This is a genomic window from Enterobacter sp. KB-280D8, from assembly GCF_041399405.1.
GTDB lineage: Bacteria > Pseudomonadota > Gammaproteobacteria > Enterobacterales > Enterobacteriaceae > Enterobacter > Enterobacter cloacae_N.
Window position 1 is genome coordinate 1 of sequence record NZ_JBGKEC010000003.1, and the last position, 17510, is coordinate 17510.

The window sequence follows — 17510 nt, forward strand, 5'->3', positions numbered from 1 at the left end:
CGACATCTTGCGAAAATGGCCTCTAATTAAATCAAAGACCTGCGCACATGATGATGATGACCCTGGATCCGAAAAACTAGCCGTTTCCCGCGAGCGCGCCGCCCCGTGGCAGACGCCTCCTTCGGGAGGACCCATAAGATAATACAGACCCGACCACCGTTTTGAATTCACTGCTAAACGACTCTAGTCGACTCTAGTTTGATTTGAGTATGCAATGCGCATAAAAAAGCCCCGCATAAGCGAGGCTGGAATCATACAGGTGAGATTAAGACTGGATATTCCAAATCATTGCATTACCGTTATGATTTTCAATGATTTTTGCCAGTGGTGCTCCACCAAAAGAATGCATATAGCTGTGATGTATAGTCAAAACCAAATCTTGAAGCACTTGATCACTTTCAAGTTCGGTAACATTCAACCCAATTTTCTGCGCCTTATCAAAATGAATATGACGCGAGTGGGTATAGGTTGTGTGATGGTTGTTTAACTCTGAACAAACATGTGTTGCTTTTGATTCTGCCTCAGGATCACCATCAAACATGCCTGTCATAAGCCAATGCTTAACAATCTCATTTGCCCATTTGATTGCTTTCTCACACTCGCCGATGATCGTCGGGTTTAGCTTTTGAAGAATGAACTGCCACATCTGAACAGCTGCGGGATTTTGGAAAATTTCCGTCTGCGCACGATTCCATTCTTCAATGATGGCATGGGTAGAGAAACCGTTGAACTGAGGATCAATTGGGCCAATGTTGGACTGTTTACCCATGATGATTTCATTGGCACAACATGCAAGCATAGTTCCGCAGGACATTGAAATCATAGGAACAATTGCTCTGATGTTAGTTCCAAACTTCGACCTTAAGTAATGCCCGATTGATTCCAAAGCGGCAATATCACCACCTGGAGTATGAAGTATCAAATCCAACCCTTTTGATACATCTAAACCATTGATGGCTGTCATCAACCCGTTCTTATCATCATCAGTCATTTGAGTAAGATGGCGTACTTCTGCACCACCATGCTGTAACCACCCTGAGTAATATGTGATTACATTTCTTCCAGTATGATTCGAAAGTTGAGATAAGTATTTACGGCGAACCTCATCCATAGGACTTTTATGGGCGAGAGCCGTTATCTCGCCCAGTACGTCGCTCCAATTAGGCATAAATTAGTACGTGTAAAGTTGATGACTTGGAGTTTGGTTTTGCTTCGATTGTGTAGCGGTACCTTGTGAGTACCAAACACCTGTGTTTCCACTCGTACTAGTTTGCTGTGCCATTACGCGAGAAGCGAAGTTGTTAACAGTTTCACCATTCAACATTTCTGCCGGCTTGATATTGTAAACATCGTAGAACTCAGCTGGGGTCATAATGATAGCTCCTTTTATAGCGCTACATATAGTGCCTGTGCCAAGTGTGACATACTATATGTGCCATTGTTGTCATATTTAAATGTGCAAAAAGCCTCAAAAGAGGCTTGAAAAAGATGCAAAAATACTATCTATGACGTGACTATAGCTACTTACCCACAGTTTATACAAGCCAAAAATGCTAAATTCAGATAATCCTATTCGCTGAAAAACTACACAAAAGCTACGTTCATCTTGTCATTAGATAACGTCAGTAACTTTCCCTGGATCTAAGCCTTTGGTGAAAAAGCTAATTGCATGATTAAGCGCTGTAATGGAGCAGTTGAGATTGTTGAATGAGAATCACGCTAACAATGTCATCGGACATTATTCATTTTCGTAACTTCTCAATCTCTCGTATACCCGACAATTTAATGTTGCCCTGCTCAATAACAGCCAGCAGCGGCTTAATCCACAAAACAGCCTGGCAGTATGTCATTGAGCTGGCGGCAGCGGCACGATCATCGGCTGCGTCAGGTCTGTTGGTATCGATGTGCATGGCGCTGGCACGTAAACGGTGCGCGTATTCGAGCAGCCCACCAGCAATGTCAGCAGGAACAGGCAGATCACAGGTTTTTTCACGGCGGAGAATCTCCCGGTATTCGATTACGGTTTCTTCGGTGCTGCTGTTAATCAGGGAGTTAAGCCTGTTGGCATGTTCGGCAACCTGATTGAACCGATTGAAGTTGAGTGCTTGTGAGACGATCACCTGCCCCTGCAAAGAGTTGTCACTTCGCAGGACGTCGTTTTCGCTCTGAAGGCTGCTGGCGTCTGAGCAACTCTTAACGAGAGCGACTGACAGGCCAGCTATAACGAGTACGCCGATAAGACCCGGATTTATTTTCATTGGTCCAGCCCCCAGCAGGCCAGCGCACTTTCCTGATCGCGCCGCTCGACCTGCCCGTAACAGCCATTCTTCTGGCCTTTAGTCAGGCGGCAATCACGTCCGCCGTCCTTAATCCACCAGCGGATTGCCTCGCATGCACCGATGCGGTCACCTGCGTTGATGCGCTTATAGAAGGTCGATGGGAAGCATTTACCGGGGCCGATGTTATACGGGCAGAAGGATGCGATACCCACCTTCTGTGCCTCTGTCAGAGGCACTTTGATATTGCGATCAACCCAGGCTAATGCCTTATCGCGTTCAATAGCGTTAACCTTCCAGCATTGTTCCTCAGTAGCCGTCATGCCTTTAACAACACGTCTGCCATCGATAACGGTCACGCCGTGACATAAAGACCAGACCCCACCCGGATCAACAACGGCCACCAGCGCATTGCCTTCTTTCTCGCTGATGAATTGGTCGAAAATGAGTGGAGCAGATGCCCCTGACGCGATTAGCGCCAGCACTGCTGCGCTGAGCTTTGCTTTGTTCGACATCATTCACCCCGCGCAGCTTTGCGGCGATCCGCTTTGATTTGAAAGTACAGACTCGTTAACCACGTCAGCAAACCAAACATGAGGCTACCGAGCACACCAATGGCCGCCCATTGAGATGGGGAGACTTTATCGAGGAGCTGAAGCAACCAGTATCCGGTCCCCCCTCCCGATGCGCCGTATGCAATACCCGTCGTGATTTTTTCCATTCGATACATGCTCTCACCTCGCTACGTTGCGGGTGTCCAGTTGAGGTAATAAAAAGGGCCGCGATAGCGACCCAAGCTTTTATTCCCCTGCCAGCTGCCTTACCTCACTTACCGTCTGGTTGAAACGTTCCTCTTCCAGTTCCACGCCGATAGCCTGGCGGCCCAGTTCAATGGCTGCTTTAACAGTTGATCCCGAGCCCATAAAGAAATCAGCTACCACATCGCCGGGCCTACTGCTGGCGTTGATGATTTGCCGCAACATATCAGCGGGCTTTTCGCACGGGTGTTTGCCTGGATAGAACTGGACGGGTTTATGTGTCCAGACGTCTGTATAGGGCACGGCTACTGTCACAGAGAAATGCCGCCGAAGAGATTTGTACTCTTCCAGCAGATCAAGGTATTTCCGGTTCAACGAATGCCATGTGGCCACCAGCTGGTGATGCGGTGCTTTGAGTTCAGAGGCGCGGTGCTTCTCAATGGCGATCTGAGTGAACAATTCCTGCAGCTTTTCGTAATCCTGCTCGTTCGGTAGTTGCCACTGACTGGCACCGAACCAGTGAGACGCCATATTTTTCTTTCCGGTGGCATCAGCTATTTGCCTGGACGTGACCCCCAGTTCGGCTCGTGCATCCCGAAAGTAGGTGATTAACGGACCCATGACGTGCTGTTTGACCTCGTTGCTTTTCTCAGCAAATCCGTCGCTTTTCGGCTTATATGGCCCCTGATAATGCTCAGCGAAAAGGATGCGTTCCGTCGCGGGGAAGTAAGAGCGCAGGCTTTCTTTATTACACCCGTTCCAGCGCCCTGATGGCTTCGCCCAGATAATGTGGTTCATGACGTTGAAGCGTTCACGCATCATGATCTCAATATCGGATGCGAGTCGGTGACCTGAAAACAAATACAGGCTGCCGGCAGGCTTAAGCACTCGCCAGAACTGGGCAAGACACATATCAAGCCAGCGAAGATAGTCGGCGTCACCGTTCCACTGATTATCCCAGCCGTTCGGCTTCACCTTAAAATAAGGCGGATCCGTAACAATAAGGTCGATGGTGTTATCTGGGAGGGTTGCGAGGTATTGCAGGCAGTCAGCGTTGATAAGCTCAACACTGTTTATATTTACAGTATTTTTCATAGATCCGTAAGCGTAACTCTGATAGGCTCACTATGCTTTTGCGCTAAAGCAGTGGGCCTTGGTTAGCTTGTGACCTGAAAGCATGAGCTAATGGCTGGTTGGGTGCTACAACACCCACCAGCCGCCCATTTTCACAGCAGAAACCCCCAATCACTGGGGCGCGAGATCCGGAAGGCCGCTTGTAAGCACCCTGTAGAAACGAAAAAACCCCGCCGTGGCGAGGTTTTCAAAATTTGTATGGAGTTAACTACTTGTTAACGTTAAACGCTAGCAAGAGATATTAGCAATATGCAAGCTTTCTGCCATCATCTGGTGTCAGTTTGATAACAACTCCAGGATTCTTACGTTCTAACATCTGAGTTTGGCTCCAAGTAATACCAAAAGATTCCATTGGAGAGGCGTTACCAGCAAAGAGTTCGGCAACGACTTTAGCTGCTTCGATCTCGATCTGCTCATGATGTTTCATTGAAGTCCCCTTAATGCAGCACTAGGCTGTGATTGCTTCTTTTGAAGCATGTAGCTAACTAAGTTAGTTACTTTAAAACGTGTAAAGTAAAGCGTAGTACATTTTGATGTGCTTTGCGTTGGCTCAGATTGCATCAACTAGATGTGGTTTTCAATACTTTTATGATAAACCGAGTCAATTTAAGAACACTACTCACATTACGTACTCTGTAAAGTGTTCCTAAGAACCATCGCACACCCACCTCGTTCATAATCTGCAATGTACTCAAAACCACTTTCAGTATAGTACCTCATTGCACCATCAACTGGACTGACTAGAGCTATGGTATCAATAGTTTCGCCTTGATGATTGAGGAATTGTGCGTAAGCAGCAAAACAATCCAAAACGATACCAAGCATTTGATGATCTAAATCTTCATGCGCATCGTTACGCTTTTCCATCCAGCAAACATGTACTGCGTTTTTCGGTTTGTAGTAGCATCCAAATGCAAATCCAATTGGCTCACCACGATAGTACACAACAAGCTTAATCGGGTGTTCTTCCATCATATCGATAAACACTCGCGATTTTAGCCCCGGATCCCAACGCAATTTGTTGTTGGTTTTGAGGAATTCCATATCTTTCAGGATCAGCTCATCTGCATATACGAGTTCCAGCGACTTATGCGGAAAGCGTCCTTTCAAGTGTTCTGCAACATTTTTAAATACTGCTGTTTGGAAGGCTTGGAACATCATGTCGATCCAGACGAGACGAAAACCTAAATGTTACCTATTTGGCAACTAGTATTTCAATGCCATATGAAGAAAATCCGAAAAAAACCCGCAGACTGGCGGGTTTATATACGTTTGGCAACTTATCAAATTAGCTTCAAATATCGCTCATTTTGTTGCATTTTGCAAGCCTAATTGAGGTAGTTAGTGAAAGTTACTTCACATTTCCGCCACTTTCAGTTCTTGGAACTCTTCGTACCGTGACAAAATTTCGCTTAGTGCCTGACTGTCCATTTCAGCAAACAACGCTTTAAAGGCCGCCCAGTGCCCTGAATACACTCTGAGCCAGGTGGAACGCTCAACGCTGACCATGCGCGCCAGAGCTGCACCAGCATACTCCTGATAGGTATCGTTATTACGAGAGGCAGCAACTTCTTGCGCCGCCAGCCAGACAAGCCCTATCAGTTTCTTAGTGACGCGGTCCTGGATTTTTTTGCTGCTATGCTGACGCTGAAACTCTTCCCACACGTGCTGGCACATTAAAGTCTGGTACCGGAAAGTAAGGTCATAGCCATAGCAGTACCGCACCCAAGCCTGCAAATGCTCACCCAGACCATTGACCGAACGACGCCATGCTGAACAAGCGAACTCCGTATCTTTAATAGGCGGTAAAGGTAGACGACGGCTCCTTGTCTCAAGAACATAAAGTGGAGTGGCCAGCGTTTTTACAACCTTAGACCCACAGCCTTCCCCACCCTCCATGACGATTTCAGGATGGTGCCGGGGGTATTTGTTCTTATCTGCTGGTGGATGCTCACTGAACGCCTGCAGCTGTCCTTTTGTCGATCCTGATAAATCCGCCAGCGCGCGGCGCAGTTCAATCCTCGTAAATTCCAGTTCTTGTAAATTCATTATGATCAGCGCTCCATACAATTACGCTTTTGTTATTACGCCGATCGCCAGCGCTTGATTCATAAACCGGAATAGCAGCTCCAGCTGGGTACCGTGTTTTTTCTCGAACGCTGCAACATCAGCATGTAAATTGTCGTGACACTCTCTGCACAGAGGGATCACGAACAAATCGTGGGCTTTAGTGGCGGTACCGCCCATGCCGTGACCAATGACATGGTGTGGATCATCCGCTGGCCGCCGGCAACCTTCACAGGGCTGGGTTTTAACCCACCGGGTATAGTCTTCATTCACCCACCTGCGGTGTTTTGGGCGCAACATGAATGATTCAGGGGATTCAGGATCTGCATGCAGAGCCAGAACCTTTGGCTGGTCATAGGCCACTTCCTGATTTGCTCCATGCTTTAATTTCACAGCCGTGACTGCAGGGGTGGCCTTCTTCTGCAAAATGCTTTTTGCAGGGGGCATCGGCACAATGTCACTTTCTCGATATACGGATAAAAACGGCTCATCCGGTAAGCGAAGCGCATGCTGGGCCATCCTTTCCGTGATTGCATCAGCAATGCCTGAATAAACGGCCCACCAGCACAATTCACCGAGGGATAGTTCACGCTCGTTGTTGTAGCCAAGCGAAGACAGGATGGAACTGATCAGCCAGTTAATGAGATTACGCCGGGCCAGTTCTGCCAGCGCCGCAGTGGTTTGCTCGCGCAGCTTGTTATCGCAATGCCAACAGAGCAACATTGATCCAGGGGGATGTCTCATCGTTACCAGCTCATGATGGTGATAATCAGTGTGCGGGTACTGGCATTTCTTCACGTTACGCTCTAACCAGTATTCCAACGCGGTCAAACCGCCTGCTGCACGGATAACTCTCTCGTCGGTGAAGAATTCCTCGACCGACTTATCTTCTGCCAGCGGCTGCCTGGCATCAGGGACGAGCCCCGACGGAAGCCCAGCCATACTTTTTGGCTGAGGCTCCACCAGCACACGCCCCTGTTGAAACAAAGACATCAGTTCGCTACCCGGCTTTAAAACCACAAGCCCCAGGCGCGGTACAGTCTCGGCTGTAAACAGTCCTCTCACGCGGCATGCCCCTTAGCGATGTGTGCCGTCCACAGACCGCCGATCCACTCGATGCCTTTGGGTGTAAAGCGTGCCTGGCTAAAGGCGTAGTTTGTTTCGCTCGAAGTGCCTGTTTTCACTTCAAACCGCCCGGCAGCAATGTGCTGGTGCCGCGGTGTCAGCACTCCACTGAGCCGGTACAAAATACCGCTCTCAATGAGGAACAAGCGGAAATCGGTCTCTTTGGCCTGCAACAGCTTTGCCACCTGGCGGAAAGACATTGAGCCTTTAGCAGTACAATACCGATCGACAAACTCAACTTTCGGCGCGGCAGCGGCTAACTGCTGGCTGAGTTGTTCTTTCTGCTCGGCCAGATCCGCGGCGAGACGTAATGCCTCCGGCAATGTTTGCGGGACACTTACGGCCTGACTGTTCTCCAGCTCTTGCCAGCGATCGACAACAGCGGCGGTAAATTCTGGCGACAGCCTGGCGACGATCACCAGAGAATCACGTTTGTTGAACCAATACTCCTCGTAGGTTTGCCCGTTTTGCGGGTGTGTGTAGGGGGTGTGCGCCAACGGCGCGGTTAAAATACCAGCAGATGCAAGGCGCTCAGCTGAGCGCTTCACATCACCATGTTTGCTCTGCACCAGCCTGGCAATTTCACGGCTGGACATTGTCACAACACCCTTTGCGGTTAACTGATTCATGCTATTTCTCCATATCAGGCGGCTGCACCCGCCGGTTCGTAAATGCTGATCGTTATTTCAACCTTTCCTTTCGGCACCACTGGCCCCCACTCCACCAGCATGCGCTTTACCTGGCTGTCGTCCTCCCACACGCCAGCATGTGTCAGCGCGTCAAACAGCGCTTTGTTGTAATTATCCAGATCCCGACGGCGCATATCCGGAGGGAACAGGGTGATTTCTACCGCGGCTGATGCGGTAGTTGGTTTCGGTAAACGGCGCAGCTGCTCAATGATTGCGGCGCATGCTGCACTTTGATATTTGCGGCCTTCAGCACTGATTAAGTGGCGACCGGCCAGCGGCCCCTTATTAGGGGCACGCCAGTAGGTGTTAACACTCGGAGGAAAAGGAAGCACCAGTTTCACGCCACCTCCTGCTGGTTGTCAGAACAGAACTCAGGAAGATTTGCCTCAACCAGCGCGCGGGCGAACGGCGGTGGAACTGCATTACCGCAGCGGGCTACCTGCTTGTCTTTGGCGTAACGGTTACCGCGGTAGTCCTGATCGATAACGTAGCCATCAGGGAAGCCCTGCGCCTTATAAAGCTCATGCGGTTGCAGCATGCGCATTCCGATATCGACGATCTGGTACTTAACCCCCTCGATCGTCACCAGCCATTCATCCTCGCTTTCACCGCAGTAGGTTTCGAGGAATGTCCGGACCTCGCCAACGTGCTGGCCACCAGCGGTAATCGTCGGCATAGGAGTATCCATCGTCTGACCGTCGCGGCAGGTTCCGCGCAGCTTCACCAGGTGCGACGCAACTACCGCATGGTGATCAACAGTGGTAACGGAATGCGCGGGTTCATCCAGACCAACACCTGGGCCCGTGTAATTCCCACCATAGTGCTTCGCCAGAAACGCACTCACCGTTGCAAACTTATTACCACCAGCAGTGACCGTGCCGAGCGGGTTATTCAGTTGAAGAACACGCGGTTCTTGCCCTGGGCGTTCGCCGTACCCCATCTGGATCAGTGTTGGAGTTACCAGCTGCGACTTACCGCCACCACCTGCAGTAATCGTCGCGCTCGGTTCGTCAGCCCTGTGCCCAACACTGGCACCAAACTGGCGGGCGATGACCGGCGCAACCACGCACGCGCGGGACTGCTTGAGGATTGTATGAGCGGGTTTATCCAGCGGGCGCGGCTTTGCCTGGTACTCACTGCCGCCATTGCCAGCCAGGAACGGTGTCAGGGCGGCCTCAACTACGCCAAGCGCATGCCCATTCCCGCCCGGGCGCGCCGACGTACCAGCGGTGACAGTTGGAACCGGCTCGGTCACTGGCTGCCCGGTGGCCCCGGTGCGGAATTTAGTAAGATGCGGTACCGCCAGCGCGTAGCCATGCTTTTTAGTGATGGTCTGCAATGGCTCTAACAACGATTGCCCGCGGAAACAGTCATAACCTCCTTTCGTCGTGGTGTGGTTACACTTCACGATGAAAGGTGATGCGCTTTCGATAACAAAGCGCTGGATGCCGCGCGCGATACGTTTGAGCGTATTTTCCGCCAGCGGCTTTTTGCGGTCGAAGATGGAACGGGCCGGGATGTTCCAGTCAATGCACTCCGCCGCGGTACGCCATGGCGCCAGCTTGCCGCTTTGTACTTCCAGTGATTTTGGATCCCCATGAGTCGCCTCAGGCCAATGAATCTTTCGGCCGTCACAGCGCATGACCATGAAGAAACGCTTTCTGATCGTCGGCGCGCCGTAGTCACAAGCGCGCAGCTCACGATAATCGACCTCATAGCCAAGCCCGGCGATCAGCTGTTGCGCCTGCTGGCCGTGCGGCTCAATGGCAAGAAATTCACAAACCTCAGCCAGTGCTGGGTGATTCCCCGCGATACCAGTCGACAGCATGCCGACAAATGCCTCGAATGTTTCACCAGCACGCTCAGGATCCGGGCGTAATTCTTCATCCAGCAGCGGGCCCCATGTCTTAAATTCTTCGACGTTCTCCAGCATCATGACTCGGGGACGTACTGCCAGCGCCCAGCGCAGGACAATCCACGCCAGCCCGCGAATCTCTTTCTTAACTGGCTTAGCGCCCTTCGCTTTGGAAAAGTGGCGGCAGTCAGGGCTAAACCAGGCCAGGCCGACAGGTTTACCGCTGGTGGCTGCGATGGGGTCAACGTCAAACACCGACTCGCAATAATGCAGCGTGTCCGGGTGATTCGTCTTATGCATCGCAATAGCGTTTTCGTCGTGGTTGATAGCGATATCCACGCTACGCCCGATTGCCAGTTCAATGCCGGTACTCGCGCCGCCACCACCGGCAAAGTTATCAACGATAATTTCACGCATTGACGGCCCCCTGCATGCTGTTAACCAGACCACCAGCCACGCTAATTATTTCACTGGTAGGCACGCGCTCCAGCCAGAGTTGGTTGATGTTGGCCTTCAACTTGTTCTGTTGGCTCACCCCCAGAGAATCCGCCCCCTCGACCTGGTTGAATACCAGACCAACTTCCAGCGGCCAGATGCGTGACTCTGCATCAGGCGTTGCAATGGGAGCAGGCATTACTTTTTCCGGCACCGACGGAAGGGCCATTTTTGCCGCGGCAAATTGAGCCAATGACAATGCTGCACGCCCTTTTTCTTCCAGTTCGGTGCGATTGATATAGCTGAAGCTTTCACCACGCCAGGTTTTGTCGAAGACAGCGATTGCCCCGGCAAAAAATGCGCTGGTGGGTTGCTGCTTCTCGTCAGCGGGAACAAACCAAACAGGAAGATCGAACCCAATACGGCCACGAATAAACATGATGTGATCGGCATCTTCCGGCCACCATGTTTCACTTGTGGCTGACTTCACGAGGTATATGTAACGACCACCTTTATCACGCATCGCCATTGTGTGATTCATGATGTGGGTCATGCCAGTGATGGCCTGCTTTTCATGGTACTGAGAACGGCTGTATGGAGGGTTAGCAAACGCGGCGCCACCGAGCTCTGCCAGACGTTCTGACCAGTCCTGCGTCAGCGCGTTATCTTCGGCGGTATACCATGCAGGGCATTTAGCATTGCTATCATCTGCAAACAGATCCAGAACCATCGGGCCAAATATCGAATTAATGCCCCAAAACAGAAGATCTGGAGTGCGCCACTGATCACCAACCTCTTTCAATTCATGCGCTGGTTTTGAACGGAGTTCAGCCAGTGCGCGGCAGTATTTATTTTCCGTCATCCTCTGAACCCCTTTGGAATCTTGGTATCAACCGGGCCGAACTTCATCGGATCGTGTTTCTTTTCACCCCAGCTTTCACGCGGTGGACGCCCCTTCTTGTCCCAACGGATCCCGCTTTGCAGATAACCCTCAAACTTTTTCGGGCCAAATAGCGTTTCAGGGCGCATGTACTGGTACTGCACGTCATTGCCGTTCCAGTGCTCATGCTTAAGATCGATCACCAGCTGTAAGTCGCTAACGGTGTAACCTTCACGCAAACGAGCACGGATGTTTTCCAGAGAAGTTTTTGATTTTTGGTATCGTGAGCCGCTAACCAGGTTCAGATGATTTAGAACCAGGATGGCGTTATCGGTGATCATCACTTCAGGGTCTGGTTGCGGCGCAACCGGACAAGAAGGTTTTTTAACTGATGGATCAGTAGTTGTATTTACTGACGGATCCCCCCCAGATTCTGACGGGTGAAAACCGCCTTTTTCATCGTTTTTTGATGCCTCAGATTTTGACGCGTCGGTTTTTGAGGCATCAGATTTTGATGCGTCAGAATCTGACAGGTGAGAAAAGGCAGCAGCCTGCAATTTCGCAACATTGAGCTGGTAAACGTTCGATGCATTGCGGTTGCCTTTACGGCGCTGCTGGCGGGTTAACCACCCGTCTTTTTCCAGTTGAGATATGGCTGTGCGTACAGTGCTCTCACCGGCACCAATCTGGCGGGCGATGGTAGCGATGGAAGGCCAGCTAACCCCTTCATCACTGCTGAAGTCTGCCAGACGCGCCATGATGGCAACGCTGGACAGCTTCATGCCAGAAGCGGCACAAGCGTCCCAAACGTAACCCGTTAATTTAGTGCTCATGGTCGTCCTTTAACTCTGTAAACTTGCGCTTGAATTGTTCGAGCGGGCTGAAACATTCGTGGTTATAACCATCCCGCAGGTAGATAACTCGTTGAGTCTCTGGCTCCCACCTGATAACCCGAACGGGGATCCCTCTGTGGTCTTTGAACCTTCGGTTAACTTCGCGCATAAGCGTTTCGCCTTCCTGTAGTAAACCCCCACAATTGCGACCGCCCGACTGTGGTTACATGGCACCCAGCGGTTTGCTATTCTGCGTTCATACCGAAACAACGGAGCGCCCGGTACCGGGATCATCCTGAGTTGCGGCAAACGGTTAAAAGCCGTTAAACTGGTCATGCGGATTACTTCTCCATACAAGATTTGTCTGCCACGACGCCCGGAGCTGCACACTCGCGGGCGTCACTCTTTTCCGGCGCACAAAACACACGGAAAAGCAGCGTCAAATGTTCCTGCCACTTAGCCATCACCTGATAGCTGTTCTCTTCGATCTGGGCGCGTTCCTGAGCATCAATAACGCCGTCAGCGGTAGCTTTACGAACGTACTGTGAATGCCTGCCGATCCACTCAACTGACTCCATGAGACGCTGGTTGATATCGCCGTTCTCAATCTCTTCAACATCAGCCAATGGCACAAAAACACCGTTCGAGTGACGCGCAATAGCGTTCGCTATGTGGTTTGAACCACCAGCACGTTGAAGCACCATCGCCCAACCGAGCGGGAAGATCTGATCGCCATCGGTACGCAGCCGGTTAAACAGCGCGTTCTCGGTCACACCCAACCACTCAGCAGCTTCTGAATATCCGCCAGGCAGCTCGGTGATAGTTTTTTTGATTGCGGCCACCAGCCAGGCTGGCTGCTTATCTACTTTCCATTCAGGTTCTATACCCACGGCTAGGTCCTCCCTTCTGTGGTTATTTCTGATCGTTAGGCGATGTATTCTTGCCATAACGTTCTGGGTTGAATTCCAGTTCACCAGCAGTTCGATACGCAGCTTCAGCAGCTCGTCCTTTAGGGATTAAGCGTCCGGGGCGATTACGCCACTGGTAAACGGCCTCACTGGTGATGCCAAAAAATTCGGCAACTTTCTCAGTGCTGCCGAAATGTTGTTCAATCTCGTCGGTTGTCATGAAGCCCCCTTAGCTAAGTTTGGTTAGATATTAATAACCAATCTAACTTTGGTCAATAAAAACTAAGATTACTTAGTCTTTTTTAAATTTGGTGCTTTCATGGAAACGGTTGGTCAGCGCATTAAAGCCCTACGCAGGGTTACAAAAACCTCTCAAAAAGAACTGGGTAAGTTCTGTGGGGTTAGTGACGTAGCGGTGGGTTATTGGGAAAAGGATGTGAATATCCCAAACGGAGAATCGCTGGTTAAGCTGGCTAAATTCTTCAATACATCAATAGATTACATTCTTTACGGCACTGAATTTGAAGGTACCCTCATAACTAAAATGAGGCGTGTGCCCGTGATTTCCTGGGTTCAAGCTGGGCAGTTTACGGAATGTAAGGCCGCTGAGTTATTCAGTGATGTTGATAAATGGGTTGAAACATCACTACGCATTGGGGATAGCTCGTTCGCTTTAGAGGTCAAAGGGGATTCAATGACCAATCCAAATGGCCTCCCAACAATCCCTGAAGGGGCAACCGTTATTGTTGATCCAGATGCCGAACCCCTTCATGGCAAGATTGTTGTTGCGCGTATTGATGGCACTAACGAAGCGACTGTTAAAAAACTGGTCATTGATGGCCCACAAAAATTTTTAGTCCCACTAAATCCTCGCTATCCCAACATCCCGATCAATGGTAACTGCCTCATTATTGGCGTAGTTAAAGGCGTTCAGTACGAACTCTAACCCCTTCCCGCTCTTCCTCTAAGCATCAAGCTAAGTTTAGTTTGATGTTTTCACTTGACCAACAAACTAAGTTAAGTTAGATTTTTTTTGTCGGCACCAAACCACCGCGCCTGATGTGGTTAAAAGCAGGCCAAAGCAATAAGACGTGTTCCCTGTTCTGGCTGCTCACTTTCCCCTTGAGGGTGACAGCCAGCTTTTTAAGGGCACAACGTGAAAGCGCACTCCTTCTCTCTTTCACTGCGGGGGCAGGTTTGTTACCGAAGTAGTGCGCTTCCAGTTGTGGTAATGCGGCTCTGCGCACGTGACGAGGCCAACAAGTTTTAATTTCAACTTTTGAAATGAATACGTTTCCTGAGGTGTAGCGTCGCCGGTTCTGGCCGGTCCGGCAGGTGGAGGCACCACCGCCACAACAAAATCATTGCTGTGTGTAGTCTTTGCCCATCACATCGGTGGGCACCTTTTTTACACAAGAGACAAGGGCATCACCGGGCGACGGGCTCATTCCCCAATCCACCCGGGCGCTATGGAAATGGACCTCCTACCCATAGCCGAAGCGCAGGTGCCCTTTTCTGTTGTGTATGGAGAAGTTCCACTGGCGGTGGCAGCCGCCTCACAGAGGGTTAAACCATGAGTAATGACCGCATGACCGTAGTGCCCGATTTCCTGGGCGAACTGGATGCCGGCGTGTTCATGAACAAGATCGCGGCAGCTTTAAACACTACCGCGCTTGGCGTTCTGAACAACGGAACCAAAGGCAAAGTAGTCCTCACCTTTGATATTGAGCGTATGGGTAACTCCGTCGAAGAGAAGCGCGTCAAGATCAAGCACAAGCTGAACTACGTCACCCCAACCCCGCGCGGTAAAGCCTCCGAAGAAGACACCACCGAAACACCAATGTGGGTTAACAAAGGCGGCAAGCTGACCATCCTGCAGGAAGATCAGGGGCAGCTGTTCGGGATCAATGGCGGTGTTGACGGAAAGCTTAAAGCGGCACAGTGATCCGCAGCAGACAAATCACTGACATCCGATTGACCACATATTAAGGAAATTTTATGTCCCAGATTTTAGACGGCAATGCCCTGCAGCAGGTGAAAGACCTGGTTCTTACCGGTTACCACCTGGATGCAGCAAAAGCTACGGCATGCCCGACTGCACTGCTTCCTGAAGGTGTTAACGTTGAAAGCCTCGAGCGTTTCGAACTGGAGCGTTTTCGCTTCCGTGGCGCCATGACCACAACCAGTATTCCTGATTTTGTGCGTTACGCAGCAGGCTACGCCAACGAAGCCGAACCAGCGCGCTGCTTTATCGATGCTGACAACATGACCGCACGCTCTGTCTTCAACATCGGTACGTTGGCTAACCCTGGCCATGCTGACAACGTCGCCTCTATCACCCTCAAAAAGACAGCACCATTCCGAGCCTTGCTTCAGGTAAACGGCAATCGTCTGGGCCAGAAAGAAATTGCTGAATGGCTGGAGGACTGGGCCGACTTTCTGACCGCATTTGATGCCGACGGGAATGTGTTGTCCATCGCGCAGGCAGCTGGTGCCGTTCGTCGCATCAATATCAAACAAGTCTCAGAAGCAGCTCATGAAGACGAAGATTTTGGCGGCAGAAAGTCCCTGATGCAGAGTATTGAAGCCAGCAGTAAAGACGTCATGCCTGTAGCCTTTGAGTTCAAATGCGTCCCATATGAAGGCCTGGACGAACGCCGCTTTAGCCTGCGCAACAGCCTGCTTAAAAGCGGGGAACCGGTTTTTGTACTCCGCATCGTTCAACTGGAAGCCCAGGAAGAAGCTATCGCCAACGAGTTCCGTGACCTGCTGATCGAGAAGTTCACCGACAAGCCGGTTGAAACCTTTATCGGTAACTTTAAAGCGTAATTTCTCTGCATTAAATCCCCGGCGCAGCGGGGATTTATTGAAGCGTAATTCCCTTTATTAATCGCCAATGGCGAGGGATTCGTACAACCCAAAACTGGCGCAGGTGCAGCTGCCAAATATGGAGAAGAAAATACGATGAGTTATATCCAGACACTTTCAGGTAAGAAATTCGATTACCTCAATTCAACCACTGACGACGTAGAGATCGAGGATATTGCGACCGCACTTTCCCACATCTGCCGCTTCAGTGGTCATCTGCCGGAATTTTACAGCGTGGCCCAGCACTCGGTACTGTGCAGCCAAATTGTGCCGCCAGAGTTTGCCTTTGAAGCCCTGATGCATGACGCTGCTGAAGCCTTTTGCCAGGACATCCCTGCCCCCCTGAAAGCATTGCTTCCAGATTACCGTCGCATTGAAGAGCGGGTAGAACAGCTGATCCGGGCCAAATTCAGCATCACCCCTGATATGTCAGCGGTAGTGAAATACGCCGATCTGGTGATGCTTGCCACGGAACGCCGCGATCTGGATATCGACGACGGCTCACTCTGGCCTTGCCTCGAAGGTATTCCGGCCAGCGACATTATCCAGATCGTTCCTCTTCGCCCTGGCCAGGCATATGGCTTGTTCATTAACCGTTTCAATGAGCTTACGGAATCACGCGCATGCCTCGCATGAAGATAAAAGAACTGGTAGCCGCAGCCCATGCTGCGGCGGGGAAACTGCCACCAGCAGAAGCCTCTCTGATGCGTGAGGTAGCCACTCGCCTGGACGTTACATTTGCCGCCTTGACGGAATCGATGGACCAGCGAATGAGCCTTGACGCCGAAATTAACCATCTTCGTCAGGAGTCCGTCCAATGACCACAAACAAATATGCGACTCTGCGCGGCACAATCGCCAGAGCCAAACGCCACGACTGTCAGAAAGTCGTGATGCGTGTGACGTTAGCAGAAGAACTTCTCGGGCAGTTGTCAAAAGCAGAGGAGCGGATCGCGGAGCTGGAAGCAATATTGGCATGTGATAGGTGCGGGACAATTTGTTCTCGTCCTGACGGGGCTCATTATTGCCACCTTAGCGACAACACCGACTCGCGCTACAGCCCCCCAGTGAATCAAAAGCCAAGAATTAACAATGGAGAAAGCAATTGAACGACTTAATGATTGACCTCGAATCGATGGGAAAAAAGCCAAACGCGCCGATCGTGTCAATTGGCGCCGTCTTTTTTAACCCTCATACAGGTGAACTTGGCCAAGAATTCTATACGGCCGTCTCGCTTGAAAGCGCAATGGATCAGGGTGCGGTACCGGACGGAGATACTATTCTTTGGTGGCTCAAACAAAGCTCGGAAGCGCGCTCAGCTATTTGTGTTGATGATGCGCTGCCTATCACTAATGCACTGTCGGAACTGAGCCATTTCATTCACCGGCACGCAGATAATCCAAAATACATGAAGGTCTGGGGTAACGGTGCCACCTTTGACAATGTGATTCTGCGGGGAGCTTACGAACGCGCCGGCCGCATTTGCCCTTGGGCCTTTTGGAACGATCACGATGTGCGCACTATTGTTACGCTCGGTCGCAGTGTCGGTTTCGATCCGAAGCGTGACATGCCTTTTATTGGCGATGTGCACAATGCCCTAGCTGATGCGCGACACCAGGCAAAATATGTGTCAGCAATTTGGCAGAAACTGATCCCTACCACCAGCGACAAATATTAATTACT

General features: G+C 50.8%; 24 protein-coding genes. 7 read left to right on the top strand and 17 right to left on the bottom strand.

All coding sequences use genetic code 11. From position 1 onward, the window contains the following. Positions 1 to 265: 265 nt before the first annotated feature. From AB8818_RS10000 to AB8818_RS10080, 17 genes are all read right to left on the bottom strand, one after another. Positions 266 to 1111, bottom strand: coding sequence for a S49 family peptidase (locus AB8818_RS10000; RefSeq protein ID WP_238140090.1), 846 nt, complete (start codon positions 1109 to 1111; stop codon positions 266 to 268). A 631-nt stretch (positions 1112 to 1742) separates the two neighbouring features. After that, on the bottom strand, positions 1743 to 2258 hold the full coding sequence (locus AB8818_RS10005; RefSeq protein ID WP_371199870.1) for a hypothetical protein: 516 nt from the start codon (positions 2256 to 2258) through the stop codon (positions 1743 to 1745). Then, complete coding sequence (locus AB8818_RS10010) at positions 2255 to 2791, bottom strand: lysozyme (protein ID WP_371199901.1); 537 nt, start codon at positions 2789 to 2791, stop codon at positions 2255 to 2257. The genes AB8818_RS10005 and AB8818_RS10010 overlap by 4 nt, the downstream gene beginning before the upstream one ends. After that, on the bottom strand, positions 2791 to 3006 hold the full coding sequence (locus tag AB8818_RS10015) for a class II holin family protein (protein ID WP_000286102.1): 216 nt from the start codon (positions 3004 to 3006) through the stop codon (positions 2791 to 2793). Before AB8818_RS10015 ends, AB8818_RS10010 begins: the two co-directional genes overlap by 1 nt. Before the next feature lie 70 nt (positions 3007 to 3076). Continuing rightward, complete coding sequence (locus AB8818_RS10020; RefSeq protein ID WP_371199871.1) at positions 3077 to 4129, bottom strand: site-specific DNA-methyltransferase; 1053 nt, start codon at positions 4127 to 4129, stop codon at positions 3077 to 3079. 280 nt (positions 4130 to 4409) lie between these two features. Beyond that, complete coding sequence (locus AB8818_RS10025) at positions 4410 to 4595, bottom strand: hypothetical protein (protein WP_150391014.1); 186 nt, start codon at positions 4593 to 4595, stop codon at positions 4410 to 4412. 197 nt (positions 4596 to 4792) lie between these two features. Continuing rightward, complete coding sequence (locus tag AB8818_RS10030) at positions 4793 to 5329, bottom strand: hypothetical protein (RefSeq protein WP_228099901.1); 537 nt, start codon at positions 5327 to 5329, stop codon at positions 4793 to 4795. Between the two features lie 195 nt (positions 5330 to 5524). Next, complete coding sequence (locus AB8818_RS10035) at positions 5525 to 6217, bottom strand: bacteriophage antitermination protein Q (RefSeq protein ID WP_371199872.1); 693 nt, start codon at positions 6215 to 6217, stop codon at positions 5525 to 5527. 21 nt (positions 6218 to 6238) lie between these two features. Continuing rightward, on the bottom strand, positions 6239 to 7300 hold the full coding sequence (locus tag AB8818_RS10040; RefSeq protein WP_371199873.1) for a DUF968 domain-containing protein: 1062 nt from the start codon (positions 7298 to 7300) through the stop codon (positions 6239 to 6241). Next, positions 7297 to 7989, bottom strand: a complete 693-nt coding sequence (locus AB8818_RS10045; protein WP_193067136.1) for a phage antirepressor KilAC domain-containing protein — start codon at positions 7987 to 7989, stop codon at positions 7297 to 7299. Before AB8818_RS10045 ends, AB8818_RS10040 begins: the two co-directional genes overlap by 4 nt. Positions 7990 to 8003: 14 nt before the next feature. Then, on the bottom strand, positions 8004 to 8390 hold the full coding sequence (locus AB8818_RS10050) for a RusA family crossover junction endodeoxyribonuclease (RefSeq protein WP_032623266.1): 387 nt from the start codon (positions 8388 to 8390) through the stop codon (positions 8004 to 8006). Next, the gene (locus tag AB8818_RS10055; protein WP_371199874.1) at positions 8387 to 10321 is read right to left on the bottom strand and encodes a DNA cytosine methyltransferase; all 1935 of its coding nucleotides are present in this window, start codon (positions 10319 to 10321) and stop codon (positions 8387 to 8389) included. Before AB8818_RS10055 ends, AB8818_RS10050 begins: the two co-directional genes overlap by 4 nt. Beyond that, on the bottom strand, positions 10314 to 11201 hold the full coding sequence (locus AB8818_RS10060; RefSeq protein ID WP_193067134.1) for a phage N-6-adenine-methyltransferase: 888 nt from the start codon (positions 11199 to 11201) through the stop codon (positions 10314 to 10316). Before AB8818_RS10060 ends, AB8818_RS10055 begins: the two co-directional genes overlap by 8 nt. Next, the gene (locus AB8818_RS10065; RefSeq protein ID WP_371199875.1) at positions 11198 to 12052 is read right to left on the bottom strand and encodes a conserved phage C-terminal domain-containing protein; all 855 of its coding nucleotides are present in this window, start codon (positions 12050 to 12052) and stop codon (positions 11198 to 11200) included. The genes AB8818_RS10060 and AB8818_RS10065 overlap by 4 nt, the downstream gene beginning before the upstream one ends. Next, positions 12042 to 12221: a DUF4222 domain-containing protein gene (locus tag AB8818_RS10070; RefSeq protein WP_020690687.1), complete on the bottom strand. Its 180-nt coding sequence runs from the start codon at positions 12219 to 12221 to the stop codon at positions 12042 to 12044. Before AB8818_RS10070 ends, AB8818_RS10065 begins: the two co-directional genes overlap by 11 nt. A gap of 172 nt (positions 12222 to 12393) precedes the next feature. Further along, a complete protein-coding gene (locus AB8818_RS10075; RefSeq protein ID WP_023294083.1) occupies positions 12394 to 12942 on the bottom strand; it encodes a YmfL family putative regulatory protein in 549 nt (182 codons plus the stop codon). Between the two features lie 22 nt (positions 12943 to 12964). Then, positions 12965 to 13180 carry a Cro/CI family transcriptional regulator gene (locus AB8818_RS10080; protein WP_001515606.1) on the bottom strand — a complete coding sequence of 72 codons (216 nt, stop codon included), beginning with the start codon at positions 13178 to 13180 and terminating at the stop codon, positions 12965 to 12967. 99 nt (positions 13181 to 13279) lie between these two features. On the opposite strand from AB8818_RS10080, the gene AB8818_RS10085 reads away from it, so the two are divergent. The 7 genes from AB8818_RS10085 to AB8818_RS10115 all read left to right on the top strand — a co-directional run bounded on the left by AB8818_RS10085 (position 13280) and on the right by AB8818_RS10115 (position 17505). Continuing rightward, a complete protein-coding gene (locus AB8818_RS10085; RefSeq protein ID WP_139507284.1) occupies positions 13280 to 13906 on the top strand; it encodes a LexA family transcriptional regulator in 627 nt (208 codons plus the stop codon). Between the two features lie 627 nt (positions 13907 to 14533). Continuing rightward, a complete protein-coding gene (locus AB8818_RS10090; protein WP_016247397.1) occupies positions 14534 to 14905 on the top strand; it encodes a hypothetical protein in 372 nt (123 codons plus the stop codon). A gap of 53 nt (positions 14906 to 14958) precedes the next feature. Continuing rightward, positions 14959 to 15789, top strand: coding sequence for a YfdQ family protein (locus tag AB8818_RS10095; protein WP_371199876.1), 831 nt, complete (start codon positions 14959 to 14961; stop codon positions 15787 to 15789). A gap of 135 nt (positions 15790 to 15924) precedes the next feature. Continuing rightward, positions 15925 to 16464: an HD family hydrolase gene (locus AB8818_RS10100; protein WP_371199877.1), complete on the top strand. Its 540-nt coding sequence runs from the start codon at positions 15925 to 15927 to the stop codon at positions 16462 to 16464. Next, complete coding sequence (locus AB8818_RS10105) at positions 16452 to 16649, top strand: hypothetical protein (protein ID WP_016247400.1); 198 nt, start codon at positions 16452 to 16454, stop codon at positions 16647 to 16649. Before AB8818_RS10100 ends, AB8818_RS10105 begins: the two co-directional genes overlap by 13 nt. Beyond that, positions 16646 to 16936: a hypothetical protein gene (locus AB8818_RS10110; RefSeq protein ID WP_270655339.1), complete on the top strand. Its 291-nt coding sequence runs from the start codon at positions 16646 to 16648 to the stop codon at positions 16934 to 16936. The genes AB8818_RS10105 and AB8818_RS10110 overlap by 4 nt, the downstream gene beginning before the upstream one ends. Then, positions 16933 to 17505, top strand: coding sequence for a 3'-5' exonuclease (locus AB8818_RS10115; RefSeq protein ID WP_371199878.1), 573 nt, complete (start codon positions 16933 to 16935; stop codon positions 17503 to 17505). Before AB8818_RS10110 ends, AB8818_RS10115 begins: the two co-directional genes overlap by 4 nt. Positions 17506 to 17510: the final 5 nt, after the last annotated feature.

Excerpts from the sequence above, each read along its gene's own strand:
- AB8818_RS10070 (WP_020690687.1), bottom strand. The coding sequence starts at position 12,221 with ATGCGCGAAGTTAACCGAAGGTTCAAAGACCACAGAGGGATCCCCGTT.
- AB8818_RS10085 (WP_139507284.1), top strand. The coding sequence starts at position 13,280 with ATGGAAACGGTTGGTCAGCGCATTAAAGCCCTACGCAGGGTTACAAAA.
- AB8818_RS10055 (WP_371199874.1), bottom strand. The coding sequence starts at position 10,321 with ATGCGTGAAATTATCGTTGATAACTTTGCCGGTGGTGGCGGCGCGAGT.
- AB8818_RS10020 (WP_371199871.1), bottom strand. The coding sequence starts at position 4,129 with ATGAAAAATACTGTAAATATAAACAGTGTTGAGCTTATCAACGCTGAC.
- AB8818_RS10005 (WP_371199870.1), bottom strand. The coding sequence starts at position 2,258 with ATGAAAATAAATCCGGGTCTTATCGGCGTACTCGTTATAGCTGGCCTG.
- AB8818_RS10030 (WP_228099901.1), bottom strand. The coding sequence starts at position 5,329 with ATGATGTTCCAAGCCTTCCAAACAGCAGTATTTAAAAATGTTGCAGAA.
- AB8818_RS10080 (WP_001515606.1), bottom strand. The coding sequence starts at position 13,180 with ATGACAACCGACGAGATTGAACAACATTTCGGCAGCACTGAGAAAGTT.
- AB8818_RS10100 (WP_371199877.1), top strand. The coding sequence starts at position 15,925 with ATGAGTTATATCCAGACACTTTCAGGTAAGAAATTCGATTACCTCAAT.
- AB8818_RS10095 (WP_371199876.1), top strand. The coding sequence starts at position 14,959 with ATGTCCCAGATTTTAGACGGCAATGCCCTGCAGCAGGTGAAAGACCTG.
- AB8818_RS10105 (WP_016247400.1), top strand. The coding sequence starts at position 16,452 with ATGCCTCGCATGAAGATAAAAGAACTGGTAGCCGCAGCCCATGCTGCG.
- AB8818_RS10000 (WP_238140090.1), bottom strand. The coding sequence starts at position 1,111 with ATGGATGAGGTTCGCCGTAAATACTTATCTCAACTTTCGAATCATACT.
- AB8818_RS10045 (WP_193067136.1), bottom strand. The coding sequence starts at position 7,989 with ATGAATCAGTTAACCGCAAAGGGTGTTGTGACAATGTCCAGCCGTGAA.
- AB8818_RS10090 (WP_016247397.1), top strand. The coding sequence starts at position 14,534 with ATGAGTAATGACCGCATGACCGTAGTGCCCGATTTCCTGGGCGAACTG.
- AB8818_RS10065 (WP_371199875.1), bottom strand. The coding sequence starts at position 12,052 with ATGAGCACTAAATTAACGGGTTACGTTTGGGACGCTTGTGCCGCTTCT.
- AB8818_RS10025 (WP_150391014.1), bottom strand. The coding sequence starts at position 4,595 with ATGAAACATCATGAGCAGATCGAGATCGAAGCAGCTAAAGTCGTTGCC.
- AB8818_RS10035 (WP_371199872.1), bottom strand. The coding sequence starts at position 6,217 with ATGAATTTACAAGAACTGGAATTTACGAGGATTGAACTGCGCCGCGCG.
- AB8818_RS10110 (WP_270655339.1), top strand. The coding sequence starts at position 16,646 with ATGACCACAAACAAATATGCGACTCTGCGCGGCACAATCGCCAGAGCC.
- AB8818_RS10010 (WP_371199901.1), bottom strand. The coding sequence starts at position 2,791 with ATGTCGAACAAAGCAAAGCTCAGCGCAGCAGTGCTGGCGCTAATCGCG.
- AB8818_RS10015 (WP_000286102.1), bottom strand. The coding sequence starts at position 3,006 with ATGTATCGAATGGAAAAAATCACGACGGGTATTGCATACGGCGCATCG.
- AB8818_RS10060 (WP_193067134.1), bottom strand. The coding sequence starts at position 11,201 with ATGACGGAAAATAAATACTGCCGCGCACTGGCTGAACTCCGTTCAAAA.